This is a genomic window from Chloroflexota bacterium, assembly GCA_018648225.1.
In the GTDB taxonomy this organism is placed as follows: Bacteria; Chloroflexota; Anaerolineae; order Anaerolineales; family UBA11858; genus NIOZ-UU35.
Genome location: JABGRQ010000061.1, coordinates 20,390 through 35,273, shown reverse-complemented (window position 1 = coordinate 35,273; position 14,884 = coordinate 20,390). Strand labels below are relative to the sequence as shown.

At 53.8% G+C, this 14,884-nt stretch carries 12 protein-coding genes; 10 read left to right on the top strand and 2 right to left on the bottom strand.

Annotation, left to right across the window (positions count from 1 at the left end; genetic code table 11):
• Positions 1 to 76: 76 nt before the first annotated feature.
• The 10 genes from HN413_04345 to HN413_04300 all read left to right on the top strand — a co-directional run bounded on the left by HN413_04345 (position 77) and on the right by HN413_04300 (position 12,521).
• On the top strand, positions 77 to 538 hold the full coding sequence (locus tag HN413_04345; protein MBT3389620.1) for a MarR family transcriptional regulator: 462 nt from the start codon (positions 77 to 79) through the stop codon (positions 536 to 538).
• Positions 539 to 552: 14 nt separating this feature from the next.
• Positions 553 to 2,787 (top strand): ABC transporter ATP-binding protein, encoded by a 2,235-nt coding sequence (locus HN413_04340; GenBank protein MBT3389619.1) that lies wholly within the window; start codon positions 553 to 555, stop codon positions 2,785 to 2,787.
• A gap of 2 nt (positions 2,788 to 2,789) precedes the next feature.
• A complete protein-coding gene (locus HN413_04335) occupies positions 2,790 to 4,673 on the top strand; it encodes an ABC transporter ATP-binding protein (protein MBT3389618.1) in 1,884 nt (627 codons plus the stop codon).
• A 338-nt stretch (positions 4,674 to 5,011) separates the two neighbouring features.
• On the top strand, positions 5,012 to 5,278 hold the full coding sequence (locus HN413_04330; GenBank protein ID MBT3389617.1) for a MoaD/ThiS family protein: 267 nt from the start codon (positions 5,012 to 5,014) through the stop codon (positions 5,276 to 5,278).
• 254 nt (positions 5,279 to 5,532) lie between these two features.
• A complete protein-coding gene (locus HN413_04325) occupies positions 5,533 to 7,374 on the top strand; it encodes an aldehyde ferredoxin oxidoreductase family protein (protein MBT3389616.1) in 1,842 nt (613 codons plus the stop codon).
• Between the two features lie 104 nt (positions 7,375 to 7,478).
• Positions 7,479 to 8,399 (top strand): CoA transferase subunit A, encoded by a 921-nt coding sequence (locus HN413_04320; protein ID MBT3389615.1) that lies wholly within the window; start codon positions 7,479 to 7,481, stop codon positions 8,397 to 8,399.
• Positions 8,400 to 8,505: 106 nt separating this feature from the next.
• Positions 8,506 to 9,264 carry a CoA-transferase subunit beta gene (locus HN413_04315; protein MBT3389614.1) on the top strand — a complete coding sequence of 253 codons (759 nt, stop codon included), beginning with the start codon at positions 8,506 to 8,508 and terminating at the stop codon, positions 9,262 to 9,264.
• A gap of 53 nt (positions 9,265 to 9,317) precedes the next feature.
• The gene (locus HN413_04310) at positions 9,318 to 10,502 is read left to right on the top strand and encodes an acetyl-CoA C-acyltransferase (protein MBT3389613.1); all 1,185 of its coding nucleotides are present in this window, start codon (positions 9,318 to 9,320) and stop codon (positions 10,500 to 10,502) included.
• Between the two features lie 141 nt (positions 10,503 to 10,643).
• Positions 10,644 to 12,002, top strand: a complete 1,359-nt coding sequence (locus tag HN413_04305; GenBank protein MBT3389612.1) for an aminotransferase class III-fold pyridoxal phosphate-dependent enzyme — start codon at positions 10,644 to 10,646, stop codon at positions 12,000 to 12,002.
• Positions 12,003 to 12,113: 111 nt separating this feature from the next.
• Positions 12,114 to 12,521 carry an osmotically inducible protein OsmC gene (locus HN413_04300; GenBank protein ID MBT3389611.1) on the top strand — a complete coding sequence of 136 codons (408 nt, stop codon included), beginning with the start codon at positions 12,114 to 12,116 and terminating at the stop codon, positions 12,519 to 12,521.
• 60 nt (positions 12,522 to 12,581) lie between these two features.
• Here HN413_04300 and add read toward each other — a convergent pair whose 3' ends face one another.
• Together add and HN413_04290 are read right to left on the bottom strand one after the other, a co-directional pair.
• Positions 12,582 to 13,574 (bottom strand): adenosine deaminase, encoded by a 993-nt coding sequence (add, locus tag HN413_04295; GenBank protein MBT3389610.1) that lies wholly within the window; start codon positions 13,572 to 13,574, stop codon positions 12,582 to 12,584.
• Positions 13,571 to 14,833 carry a glucose-1-phosphate adenylyltransferase gene (locus HN413_04290; GenBank protein MBT3389609.1) on the bottom strand — a complete coding sequence of 421 codons (1,263 nt, stop codon included), beginning with the start codon at positions 14,831 to 14,833 and terminating at the stop codon, positions 13,571 to 13,573. Before HN413_04290 ends, add begins: the two co-directional genes overlap by 4 nt.
• Positions 14,834 to 14,884: the final 51 nt, after the last annotated feature.

The window sequence follows — 14,884 nt, the reverse complement described above, 5'->3', positions numbered from 1 at the left end:
ATAAGGAATGGCTATGCCACGCCATATTTTTTTGCAGCCATTTGCGGCGCGGCGAAAGCTCACAAGGATACGAAGTATGTCATCTGCCGATATATTTGTAAATACGCTGCATCAATGGATCAAAATATTCATGCGCCGCTCGATGCGCAATTTTCTCGGCTACGTTCGAGAAAGCGGGCTTTCCATGTCGCAGCTTGGCGCTTTGTTCCATATTCACCGCATGGGCAGCAGCGGCGTCACCGACCTGGGCGATCATTTGGGCGTGACCAGCGCGGCCGTCAGCCAGATGCTGGAACGCCTGGTGCAACAGGCACTCATTTCGCGTACAGAAGACCCAAACGACCGGCGTGTCAAGCAAATCGTCCTCACCGATAAAGGTTGCCAGATACTCGAAGAGAGTATCCGCGCCCGCCAGGGCTGGCTCGATGATCTGGCTGTCGCGCTCTCGCCCGCCGAAAAAGAGCAAATTACCGCCGCGCTGAATATCCTGATCGACAAGGGGGAGTCGCTCGGCCAGACCACTGAAATCCCACACTAAGGAGCATTTTCAACATGCTACGATTGACCAAATATTTAAAACCCTATACATATTTTATTCTCATCACCATTGTCCTGCTGTTTGTGCAGGCCAATGCCGATCTGGCGCTGCCAGATTATCTCTCCCGGATTATCAATGTCGGCATTCAGCAAAGCGGCGTAGAGAGCGCCGTCCCCGAGGCCATTCGCCAGAGCCAGATGGATAAGTTACTCATTTTCATGAGCGCTGACGATCAAACGCGGGTGCTGGCGGATTATACGCTGGTGGACGCGCAGTCCCCCGAGGCAGAATTGCATCTCGAGGCGTATCCTGCCCTGGCGCAGGAGCCGCTTTACCTGCTCCGGGAGCTGGATCAGGCCGAGGTTGACGCACTCATCCCTGTGATGGGCAAACCCCTGCTGGTCGTCTCCGGCATCGAGCAGATGATCGCCAATCCAGAAAGCGCGCCCGACATGGGGCTTGGCTTCGATCCCGCCAAAATTCCCGCCGGGATGGATGTTTTCAGCCTGCTGACACAGATGCCCGCCGCGCAACTTTCACAAATCAGTGCCCAGATTAACGAACAATTTGCCGCCCTCGGCGATAGCATGATCAACCAGATGGCGGTTAGCGCAGTCCGGGCTGAGTATGAAGCGATTGGCATGAATACGGCCAAATTGCAAACCAGCTATATTTTACGCATCGGCGGCACTATGCTGTTGATCTCGCTGCTTGGCGGAGCCTGTACAATTGCGGTTGGCTTCCTGGCTGCCCGCACTGCAGCGGGGGCCGCGCGCGATATTCGCAAAGATGCTTTCAAAAAAGTAGAAAGTTTCTCGAACACCGAGTTCGACAAATTTTCCACGGCATCCCTGATTACGCGTTCGACCAACGATGTCACTCAGGTACAGCATGTGATCTTCATGATCCAGCGTATGGTCTTCTTCGCCCCCATTATAGGTATTGGCGGCATCATTCGGGCGATTGATAAGGGGGCTGGCATGTGGTGGTTAATTGGCATTGCTGTACTGGCGCTGATCACCATCATCCTGACGATCTTCGCGATTGCCCTGCCGAAATTCAAAGTCGTCCAAAATTTAATTGACCGCCTAAATCTGGTGACGCGCGAAAATCTTTCCGGCATGATGGTGATCCGGGCTTTCAACAAACAAGCAGACGAAGCTGTGCGTTTTGACAAAGCGAACCGCGATCTAACCGATGTCAGCCTGTTCATTGCACGGGTAATGGTCACGATGATGCCATTGATGATGCTGTTGATGAATGTTCTCTCCGTAAGCATTATCTGGGTGGGTGCGCATCAAGTCGCTGAGGCGAATATGCAAGTGGGCGACATGATGGCTTTCCTGCAATATGCCATGCAGATTGTTTTTTCCTTCCTGATGATGTCGATGATGTTCATTTTTTTGCCTCGAGCAGCCGTATCGGGGGCGCGCATCGCCGATGTACTCGAAACGGAGACAAGCATCACCGACCCGCAAGAACCCCGGCAATTTACCGAACCATTCAAGGGCGAGATTGAATTCCGCGATGTTTCTTTCCGGTATCCCGGCGCGCTGGATGATGTGCTGCGTAATATCAGCTTTTCGGCCCGCCCCGGTGAGACAACCGCGTTTATTGGCTCCACTGGCTGCGGAAAATCTACCGTTGTAAATTTGATTCCGCGCTTTTACGATGTGACCGAAGGCGCCATCTATCTCGATGGCCTGGATATTCGTGAAGTGCGGCAGAGCGATCTGCGCGACAAGATTGGCTATGTGCCACAACAGGGCATGTTGTTCTCCGGGACGATTGAGAGCAACCTGCGCTATGCGGACCAAAACGCCAGCGATGAAGTTTTAGACGAAGCTACCGAAATCGCCCAGGCCACCGAGTTCATCGCGGCCAAAGCGGAAGGTCTCGAATCTGAGATTTCCCAGGGCGGCACGAACGTATCTGGCGGGCAGCGGCAGCGCCTAGCAATTGCACGCGCCCTGGTCAAGAAGCCGCCAATTTATATTTTCGACGACAGTTTTTCGGCGCTGGATTTCAAGACCGACTCCGCCTTGCGCAAGGCATTGAAGCAAAAAACGGGCGCTAGTACAGTACTGCTGGTCACCCAGCGCGTGGCAACCGTCAAAAATGCCAACCAGATTATTGTCCTCGATGAGGGGCGGGTAGTTGGAAAAGGTACACATAACGAGTTAATGAAAAACTGCGAAACGTATCAAGAAATTGCTACCTCGCAGTTAAGCAAGGAGGAGCTGGCATGAGTATGCACAGTGACACAAAATCATCCGAGCAAAAACCGGCTGCCCCCCCCATGCGCAGGCGCGGCCCAATGGGACATGGCCCGATGGCGATGATGAAAGGCGACAAAGCCCGCGATTTCAAGGGCACCATGCGCCAGTTGGGCGAGTATCTGGGCGCTTATAAATTTACGATTCTAGTTGTGATGCTCTTCGCGGTCGCTTCGACCATCTTCAGTATCATCGGCCCTAAAATATTGGGCAAGGCTACCACCAAACTTTTTGAGGGCGTCATCGCCCAGATTGCCGGAACCGGCTCCGGGATTGATTTCGCCTATATCGGCCGCATTATCCTCATCGCGCTGGGTTTGTATCTCGGTTCCACACTGTTTGGCTATATCCAGGGCTGGATCATGTCCGGCATTTCGATGGATATAACCTATCGTTTCCGCAAAGATATTGCCGAAAAAATCAATCGACTGCCATTCAGATACTTCGATAACACCAGTCAGGGTGAAGTGCTTTCGCGCATCACTAACGATGTGGATACGGTCAGCCAAACCTTAAATCAGAGTCTTTCGCAGATTATTACATCCGTGGTCTCGGTGGTCGGCGTGCTGATTATGATGTTCACGATTAGCTGGCAAATGACCCTGGTGGCGCTGCTGGTTGTGCCGCTCTCGATGGTTGTGATTTCGCTGATCGTACGTCAGTCGCAGAAATTCTTCAAACAGCAGCAAGATTACCTCGGCCATGTCAACGGGCATGTCGAAGAAATGTTTGGCGGACATCTGGTGATGAAAGCCTTCAACGGCGAAGCCGAGAGTGTGGAGCGCTTTGATGGGCTAAATGACACCCTGTATAGCTCTGCCTGGAAATCTCAATTCCTTTCCAGCTTAATGATGCCGGTGATGCGCTTTGTGGGCAATCTGGGCTATGTGGGAATCGCGATTTTGGGCGGCTATCTGGCAACCCAAAATGCCATCACCGTGGGCGATATTCAGGCCTTCATCCAGTATATGAGTTCGTTCACCCAGCCCCTGACCCAGATCGCCAATATCTCCAATATTCTCCAACAAACCGCGGCGGCGGCGGAACGCGTCTTCGAGTTCCTGGCCGAAGCGGAGGAAATCCCTGATGTGGCTGACCCGGTCTACCCGGAAGCAATTGAAGGACACGTAATCTTCCAGAATGTTCAATTCGGGTACGATCCGGAGAAAGCCATCATCCACAATTTCTCCGCCGATGTTCAGCCGGGGCAGAAGATCGCCATTGTTGGCCCAACTGGCGCGGGGAAGACCACCATCGTCAAGCTGCTGATGCGCTTTTACGATGTAGACAAGGGTTCAATCCTGATCGATGGCTACAATATCAAGGATTTCAGCCGCGGCGATCTGCGCTGTATGCTGGGGATGGTGCTGCAGGATACCTGGCTGTACAACGACACGATTATGGAAAATATCCGTTATGGGCAACCCGGCGCCAGCGATGAAACTGTGATAGCCGCCGCCCAGGCCGCCCACGTAGATCACTTTGTGCGCACCCTGCCCGATGGCTACGATCTGGTACTCAATGAAGAAGCCACCAATATCTCTCAAGGCCAAAAACAACTCCTGACGATTGCGCGGGCGATTTTGATTGACCCAACCATGTTGATTCTGGATGAAGCCACCAGTTCAGTGGATACGCGCACCGAGGTTTTGATCCAGAAGGCGATGGACAACCTGATGGAAGGCCGCACCAGCTTTATCATTGCGCACCGCCTGTCCACCATCCGCAACGCCGACTGGATTTTGGTGATGAACGAAGGCGATATCGTCGAGCAAGGCCAGCACGAAGAGTTGCTGCAACGCAAGGGTTTCTATGCCGAGCTTTATAATAGCCAGTTTGAGTATGCTGAAGTAAGCTAAACAAAAGCTAGAAACTAATCCAGAAAAACAAAACCGGGTGCTTGGGACAAGAAGAGTCTCAAGCACCTGGTTTTTGGGTTAATAATGTCATCTCGAACCGCACAGCGGCGGGGCATTGGGAAAACTCAGAAATGAGCAGATATATCTGAAGTATGCACATTTGGTAGTTGCAGTTTTTTCATTAGAAAAACTCGAAAGTTGAACCGGCCAATTTGCGTCGACCAAATTCATTGACGCGCCATCTGATCTGCAATAGAATGAATCAGCCATGTGCTAACTCGTTGAATCACTCAATCAAGGTTATATTGGCCGGTTTGCGCCGAAGCATATATTTCGTTATGAATAATCTGGCAGCCAAGAAACAGATGCAAATATCCGTCAAACTCATCGCAAACTATCGGCAAAAATTACCGGAGGGCACAAAAGGCAACACCTGCCAGATGAATGTGCCTATCGATACGGTTGTGCGGCAGATCGTTGAGCGTTTTGAGATTGCCTACGACGCAAGCAACGTGATTCTGCTCAACGGGCATGTCTCGGACCCGGAGCAAAAACTCAAAAACGGCGACGTGATATGTGTCTTCTCGGCGGTGGCCGGAGGGTAGTATCACGCAAAGACGCGAAGGCGCAAAGAAAGTTTTCTACCGTACATTTAGGAAATGATTGCCAAATTTCAACGCGAGTTGTGCGAATGAAAAAAACATAGATATTGGCGAAATTCGCCTATTCGCGATATTCGCGTTCCGCATTTTGTACAGATATACGAAAGTGTAACGCACTTATTCATGCAGTTCTCACTCAAAAAAGTTTGGAGACAAGTACGTCGCACCGGAGTAGTATTTTTGAAAGGATATATTTTATGAACGGCTGGCACGGACAAATATTAAGAATTGATCTTACCAAGCAAACGATTGAACGCGAAGAAGTTGACCCCGCTGTAGCCAAAGACTTTCTCGGCGGGCGTGGCTGGGCCATCAAATATCTTTATGAGGGCATGGAACCCAAAGCCGATCCGCTTTCGCCGGAGAATATGCTCATTTTCGCCACCGGCCCCCTCACCGGCACGCCTGCCCCCACGGGAAACCGTTATATGGTGGTGACCAAATCCCCACTCACCGGCGCGATCTCAAACTCCAATTCGGGCGGCGATTTCCCCACCTGGATGAAACGCACCGGCTACGATATGTTTATCTTTACCGGGAAAGCCGCCGAGCCAGTTTATCTGTGGATTAACGAGGACCAGGTTGAAATCCGGCCCGCCGCGCACCTTTGGGGGCAAGATACGCATCAGACCACCGATGCGCTGCTGGCAGAGACCGATCCCAAAGCCAAAGTGGCCTGCATCGGCCCGGCGGGTGAAAATTTGGCCTTGATGGCCGCCATCATGAACGACAAACACCGCGCCGCGGCCCGCTCTGGGGTTGGCGCGGTGATGGGCAGCAAAAATCTAAAGGCTGTCGTTGTGCAGGGGCGCAAAAAACCACCCATGCACAATCACGACGAGATGACCAAATTCAGTGTTGAGATTTCCAAAGAAGTTGGCGCCGATATGAAAGCTGGTTCATCGCTGCGCGAGTATGGCACCGCCTACGTGCCCCAGGTGACCAATGAACTGGGTATTTTGCCGACGCGCAATTTCCAGAGCGGCCAATTTGAAGGCGTGGATACGATTGATGGGTACACGCTGACTGAAAAATATCTCATCCGTCCCAAGCCGTGCTATCGCTGCCCGATTGCCTGCGGTCGCCTGACCGAAGTGGCCGAAGGCTCAAAATATGACGGCAAAGGCGAAGGTCCGGAATACGAAAGCATTTCATCGCTGGGCAGTGGCTGCGGCATTGACGATCTGGCCGCCGTGACCAAAGCCAACTATATTTGCAACGAACTGGGTATGGATACAATCACCGCCGGGATGACGGTGGCCGCGGCGATGGATTTGTACGAGAGCGGCTATATCCCCGAAAGCGACATTGGCCAACCGCTGCGCTTTGGCGATGGCGACGCGCTGATTACCATGCTCAAAAAGATGGCAACCCGCGAAGGTTTTGGCGATGCGCTGGCCGAGGGCAGTTTCCGGCTGGCCGAAAAATACGGGCACCCCGAATTGGCAGTGACCGCTCGCAAAATGGAATTCCCCGGCTACGATCCGCGCGGCGCGCAGGGCATGGGTTTGTTGTATGCCACCGCCAGCGTGGGCGCTTCGCACATGGCCGGAGACCTGGCCTATGCCGAGGTCTTCGGCGTGCCGGAGAAAATTGATCCGCTGGCAACCGATGGCAAGCCCGCCCTGATTAAACGTTTCGGCGATGCCTTTGTGAATATTGATGCCACTGGCCTGTGCGTTTTCCTGGCGATGCGCTATGTTTTCGACCCCGATATCAACCTGTGGCCGACGCGCCTGACCCGTTTGATGAATCTGACCACCGGCGCGGATTACACCCCCGAAAGTGTGCTGCAAGCCGGGGAGCGCGTCTTCAACCTGGAGCGTATGTTCTTAATCCGGGCTGGTTTCACCGGAAAAGATGATACCCTGCCCCCGCGCATGCTAAATGAACCGCTCCCTTCTGGCCCAGCCAAAGGCCATGTTGTGCGGCTGGACGATATGCTGCCGGAGTTTTACCGCGTGCAAGGTTGGGACGAGAACGGCATCCCCACGCCAGAAAAACTAGCCGAACTTGGCTTGAGCGAAATCGTCAATTAGAATTTCACCACAGAGACACAGAGAACGCAGAGAATCTCTATGGTATCACGGAGAAAACTCTGTGAACTCTGTGCCTCCGTGGTGATATTTTTAACATAATCTGTATGAAACTCACCACTCTTCACAACGCGATTGCCGCGCATGTCCACGACGACGACGCTGTAGCCATTGAGGGCTTCACGGCCTTCATTGGCTTTGCCGCCGCGCATGAAATCATCCGCCAGAAGCGCAAAAACCTGACTCTCTGCCGCATGACGCCCGATCTGATCTATGACCAGATGATCGCCGCCGGATGCGCCCGCAAACTGGTCTTCAGCTACCTGGGCAATCCCGGCGTCGGCTCGCTGCACTGCATCCGCCGGGCGATTGAGAAGGGCATCCCCCACAAACTTGAAATCGAAGAATACTCACATTTTGGCATGGTGGGACGCTACATGGCAGGCGCGTCCAGGCTGCCCTTCTTCCCCCTCAAGAGTTATTTCGGCGCCGATTTAGCGGCAGCCAACCCCGAGATCCGCTTTGTGGAAAACCCCTATGGCACAGATCAAATCGCCGTGGTTCCCGCCCTCAACCCCGATGTCGCCATCATCCACGCCCAGCGCTGTGACGAGCAGGGCAACACCCAAATCTGGGGCCTGATCGGGATGCAGAAAGAAGCCGCCTTCGCCGCCAAACGCGTCATCATCGTTGCCGAAGAAATTGTCCCCGCAGACGTTATCCGCAGCGACCCCAACCGCACGCTGATCCCGCACATCATCGTGGACGCCGTCGTGCATCAGCCCTATGGCGCGCACCCCTCCTACGTGCAGGGCTATTACGACCGGGATAATCAACGCTATCTGGCATGGGAGCAAATCTCGCGCGATCAAGCTGCCACCGAAGCCTGGCTCGACGAGTGGGTCTACGGCGTGGACTCGCACGAAGCCTACCTCGCCAAACTTCAAGCCGAAGAACCCGCCATTTGGCAGCGGCTCGCACCGGGCAGCGCCTCCTCGCAGCCGGTTAATTACGGTATCTACGGATGATTATGAATTTCACCATGAAGACACCAAGACACGAAGAAAAACAATTTTCCATTCTTCGTGTCTTGGTGTCTTGGTGGTAAATTTACTGGCTCTTCAGGAACCCCCAATGAACTACACCCCCTCCGAAATGATGATTACCACCGCCGCCCGCGCCCTGACCGGTGAGCGCGTGGTGTTTGTAGGCGTTGGTATGCCCAATATCGCCTGCAATTTGGCAAAGCGCACTATGGCCCCAAATCTCGAACTGGTTTACGAATCGGGTGTTTTCGGGGCAAATCCGGCGCGCTTGCCCCTCTCGATTGGCGATCCAACCCTCGTCAGCGGGGCCACCTCCGTGGTCGGCATGAGCGACCTGTTCATGAACTACCTGCAAGGCGGCAGGATCGAATCCGCATTTTTGGGCGCGGCCCAAATTGATCGCTATGGCAACCTGAACTCAACCGTCATCGGCGCGTATACCGCCCCCAAAGTGCGCCTGCCCGGCAGCGGCGGGGCTTGCGAAATCGCCATCCACGCCCAGAAAGTGTATATCATTATGCCGTTGAGTAAACGCGCATTTGTTGAAAAGTTGGATTTTATGACTTCACCCGGACATCTCTCTGGCTCAGAGGATGCGCGCGCCAAAGCAGGGATGCCCGGACTCGGCCCGCAGTTGGTTATCACCAACAAAGCCGTATTCGACTTTCGAGCAGGCGAAATGACCCTGGCGCAAATCTATCCGGGATTCACCCTCGAAGAGATTCAAGCCGAAGTGGGCTGGCCACTCAAAATCGCCGACGATGTTAGCGAAACCCCACCTCCCACGGACGAAGAATTACGCATCATCCGCGAAGAACTTGACCCCGATGGAATGTATACTTCTTAACTGCCAGACCTCCGAAGTCCCTTAGACTTCGGAGGTCTAAAAGGCCCAAACTCATGACAACAGTCGCCATTATCTCCGCCGCCCGCACGCCGATAGGCAATTTCGGCGGCGCGCTGAAAGATATTTCCGCCGTAGAACTCGGCGAAATCGCCGCCCGCGCCGCCATCCTTCGGGCTGGTCTGACTCCCGACCGTATCGACGAGACCATCTTCGGTAGCGCGCGCCACGCCGGGAACGGCCCCAACATGGCGCGCCAGATTGCCTATCGCAGCCAGATTCCGGTTGAAAAACTGGCCTTCACCGTTAATATGGCCTGCGGTTCCGGTTTGAAGGCCATTCTGCTGGGGGCGCAATCGATCATGCTGGGTGAAAATCAAATTGTGCTGGCGGGCGGCATCGAGCAGATGTCACAAATCCCTTACCTGTTGATGAAAGCGCGCTGGGGCTACCGCCTGGGCAACGATACCCTGGTCGATTCCAATGTCCAGGACGGCTATTTCTGCCCCATGTCCGATATGCTCATGGGTGAAACTGTAGATCGGCTGGCCGAAGAACTCGGTATCTCGCGCGCCGAACAGGATGCCTTCACCGTGGAAAGTCACCGCCGCGCCTCCGCTGCCTGGGAAAACGGCGATTTCACTGCCGAAGTCGTCCCCGTGGAAGTGCCGGGGCGCAAGGGCACAATATGGTTTGAGCGCGACGAGCGCCCGCGCGCTGATTCGACGGTGGAGAAACTGGCAACAATGACGACTGTTTTCCGCCCTGCCGAAGAAGGCGGCACGATCACCGCCGCCAACGCCAGCGGCATCACTGACGCGGGCGCGGCGGTCATTTTGATGACCGCCGACCTCGCCAAGTCCGAAGGCATCCAGCCGATGGCCGTCATCCGCGGCTTTGCCAGCGCGGGCGTGGAGCCGACGCGTATGGGCCTCAGCCCCATCCCTGCCACACACAAAGTTATGGCGCAAACCGGCACAACCCTGAACGACTTTGGTCTGATTGAACTCAACGAAGCCTTTGCCGCGCAAGTGCTGATGGTGGAACGCGAACTCAACTGGGACCCTGCGCTTCGTAATATCAACGGCGGTGCGGTCGCGCTGGGACATCCAACCGGCTGCACCGGGGCGCGCATGATGGTTACGCTGCTGCACGCCATGCAGAAACGCGCTGCCGAGTTAGGGCTGGCAACGCTGTGCATCAGCGGCGGTCTGGGGTTGAGCATCGTTGTTGAAAGATAAAGGATATGAACCGCCAAAGGGAACGCCCAAAAATTTCTCCCGATCACTGCACCACAAAGACACAAAGAACACAGAGTTCTTCTTTATGAACACAAAGGACTTCTTCGTGCCCTTTGTGCCTTTGTGGTTAAAAACATCACTATGAAACCCTACAAACACCCCCGCGGGAATATTTTTTATCGTAATATGCATAAAACGCATCCGCAGATTGTGCGCGGCGAAGGCGTGTATTTGTTTGATGCTGAGGGCAAGCGTTATATCGATGGCTCCGGTGGGGCAATCGTGGTCAACACCGGGCATGGCGTGCAGAGCATTGCCGATGCTATTGCAAAACAGGCCGGGAAAGTGGCCTATATTCATGCCCGCTCTTTTACCAGTGAAATCCTCGAAAACTACGCGCAAGCCCTGGGAGAGATTATTCCACTGCCTGATGCCAAATTCTACTTCCTGACCAGCGGCTCCGAGGCGGTTGAGGCCGCCATCAAACTGGCGCGGCAAATCCATTTGGAGCGCGGCGAAACCACGCGCCATCTCACCATCTCGCGCTGGATGTCGTATCACGGCCTTTCGATGGGGGCTTTAGCCGTCACTGGCAAGGAGAAAATGCGCGCTGCCTACCAACCCATGTTCCAGGATATGCCGCATATCCCGCCGCCGTATTGTTATCGCTGCCCCTTCGGTTTGACGCACCCGGGCTGCAATCTGGCGTGCGCCAACTCCCTCGAGGACGAGATCCAAAAACAGGGTGCAGAAAACGTCAGCGCGTTTCTGGCTGAACCGGTTAGCGGGGCTACATTGGGTGCGGTCGTGCCGCCGGAGGGCTACTGGACGCGTATTCGCGAGATTTGCAACCAGTATGGCGTTCTACTCATCGCCGATGAAATTATGACCGGCATGGGCCGCACGGGAAAATGGTTTGCTGTCGAACACTGGAGCCTGACCGCCGACATTCTCACCATCGGCAAGGGCGCGGCCAGCGGATATTTCCCCCTCAGCATTGTGGCCGTCAAAGGCGAGCATGTGGATATAATCGCACGTGGTAGCGGCGACTTTAATCACGGCGGCACGTACTCACATCATGCCGTGGGCGCGGCCGCGGGCCTGGCAACCCTCGAGTATTTACGCGCCAACCAACTGGTAGAGCGATCCGCCACTCTGGGGAAATTTATCCAAACAAAGCTAAACGAACAATTGGGGAATCTGGCTTACGTGGGCGATATTCGCGGCATGGGCATGATGTGGGGAATCGAGTTCGCACAAGACAAAGACACCAAACAACCCTTTGAGCCAGCATTCCATTTCTCGCAGCGAGTCGCCGACGAAGCCTTTGAACGCGGCCTTAGCCTCTATCCCGGCAGTGGTTGTATCGATGGCCTCACTGGCGATCATTTGATGTTTGCCCCGCCATTTACGATTACAGAAAGCCAGATCGAGACAAGCCTCGAGACTATGCAAGATTCCATTGCCGCCGTTCATAATCAGATGCCTGCATCGGGTTAGCGCCGTCAAGCTGAATATTCGGCGCGCTGTCAGCCTACGATCAACTGAAACCTTTTTGTGAAAACTGCATCTAACCGGGGGAAAGCAAAAAATTATTGGAGGTATTCTCTTATGGAAATGATTATCGACTTTCCCGAAGGCGCGCGTGTCGATGCGCATTTTGGCCCGTATACGATCCCAACCGATCAACCCCCGATGGGCGGCGGCACAGGCTCTGCACCAACCCCCTTTGCAGTATTTCTTTCTTCGTTAGGCACCTGCGCGGGTATTTATGTGTTAGGCTTCTGCCGCCAGCGCGGGCTCTCTACGGAGGGAATTCGCATCGTGCAGCGCATGTATAACGATCCGAGTAATTATGGCATGATCGGCAAGATTGAACTTGAAATTCAGGTTCCCCCGGATTTCCCCGAAAAATATCACGACGCGTTGGTGCGCGCTGCCGATCAATGCGCGGTGAAAAAGCACTTTGAAATGCCCCCTTCGTTTGATATTCACACCAAACAGGTTGAAATGGCATAGCGTAAAAAAAAGAGCGCCGCAGTGAATTTGCTACGGCGCTCTTTTTTTTACGCTAACTTTCTACCACGCAGGATCGGATGTGAAGGCTTCGATCAGCGTATTTTTACGTTCTTTGGGCAGCCAGGATGAGTGGATGCCGTTGAGAATCACGGTGCGCACATCATCTTGTGAGAAGCCATGTTTTTTAACGAGCAGGTTGTATTCCTCGGCCAGCGAGTTGCCGAACATTTTAGGGTCATCGGTATTGACCGAAATCATCATTCCGCGTTTGTAATAATCACCAATGGGGTGCGCTTCGTAAGATTCCACAACGCCGGTGCATACATTCGAGATCGGATTCATCTCAACGGGAATTTGATTTTCAACCAGATAATCGAGCAATTCGGGGTCTTCAAAAGCGCGTGTGCCATGCCCAATGCGCTCGGCTTGCAAGCTGTGCAACGCCCCCCAGATGCTCTCTGCGCCAGCGGCTTCCCCGGCGTGGGCACAGGTATGCAAACCCAATTGACGTGCTGTTGCGAAAACATCGCTAAATAATTCTGGGGGAAAGTCTTGTTCGGGGCCACCTAATCCAATCCCCAGTACACCCAATTCTTTGACTTCATTAACTTCATAGAGGGTGGTCATGCCATCCTCGGGCGGATATCCGCGTGACATATCGGGAATCAGGGCAACTTCAATTTCGGGTACGCAGTCCAACCCTTCTCGCAGGGCGGTAATTAATGCTTGTGTTTGCAGCCCGTAACGTTTGAAATCGGGTGGAGAGCAATACGCCTCTACGTACCGAATATTCTGTTGCGCCAGATCACGCGCCACAGCTTCGGCGATGAAGGTAAAATCTTCGTATTCGAGCAGAAAATTATTTTTCCATATCCAGGTTTCGATGAAATGAGGAAAATCCCGAAAGGTGAATTTTTTGTAAAGCGCATCTATTGTCGGTACGGATTCATCGCCGCCATACTTTTCGACCAGAGTCCATAACGCAGGCAGTGGAATTGCGCCCTCAATATGCAGGTGCAACTCTACTTTGGGGATAGATTCAAACCAGTTCATAGATTTTTGGGGCTAATCACCGTTCCCGGTTGCAAAACAGTATTTTTGGGGATGACGACAATGCCATCGCGGACATAATAATTTTCGCCATCCATATCAGTGCCGAGCGGGAAGGCTTCGATAATGACATTTTCACCGATGCAGGCGTTTTTGTCGATTAGCGCGCCCGCAATGCGGCTGCCGCGGCCAATGCCCATGGGAACACCCTTGCGCACGCGGCGTGTTTCATCAAAATAGTCAGCGCCAATTAAATAAGTATCGCGGATAAGTACATCGTCTGCGATGCGGCTGCGCAGGCCAATCACGGCATTGGTGATGTCGGCGCTGCCAATTGTGCAGCCATCGGCAATCATGACGTTGTTGAGGCAGGCACCATGCATCACCGAGTTCGGCAAGAAGCGCGGGCGGGTGTAGATGAGGCTGTCGCGGTCGTTGAAATCGAAGGGTGGGTTGGGCTGCGCCAGCGAGAGATTGACATCATAGAACGAACGGATCGTTCCGATATCTTCCCAATAGTCATCGAAATCGTAGCCGAAAACCTTATGGGTGTGAATCGCCTTGGGGATCACCTCCCCACCAAAGTCGTCATCGTTGCTGCTTTCCAGCATTTCGACCAGAATATCTGTGTTGAACAGGTAAATTCCCATCGAGCCAAGATAGGGCCTTTCGGGGTCGTCCCGGCTGGCGAAATTTTTCTGCACGGCAGGGTCTTTGGGCTTTTCCACAAAATCGGAAATCGAATAATCGGCAGTGCGTTTTAGCAGCCCAAAGCGCGAGGCTTGTTCCGGTGAAACCGGTTGCACAGCCACGGTGATATCGGCTTCTTGCTCCCAATGGAAGCGCGCCATTTCGGCGTAATCCATGCGGTAGAGATGATCCCCGGCCAGAATAAGCACATAATCGGCCCCGGTGGAGCGAATTTCGAGCAGTTGCTGGCGCACAGCATCGGCTGTGCCCTGATACCATTTTTGTGAGGCCACGGTTTGTTCGGCGGCCCAAATTTGAACCCAGCCGTGGTGGAAGGGATCAAAAGTATATGTCGATGTGATATGGCGGTGCAGTGAAACGGAGTTGAATTGCGTGAGCAACGCCACGCGGTTGATGCCGGAATTAATGCAATTACTGAGGGGAATATCGATCAGGCGGTATTTACCGGCGATGGGCACCGCCGGTTTGGCGCGTTCCTGGGTTAATGGATGCAGCCGCGAGCCGCGCCCACCGCCCATGATAACCCCAAGGATTTGTTTCCGTGATGTCATAGCGAACCTCCCCGGTTTGTGAATAGAAGATAGATTTTTTATATTATAAGC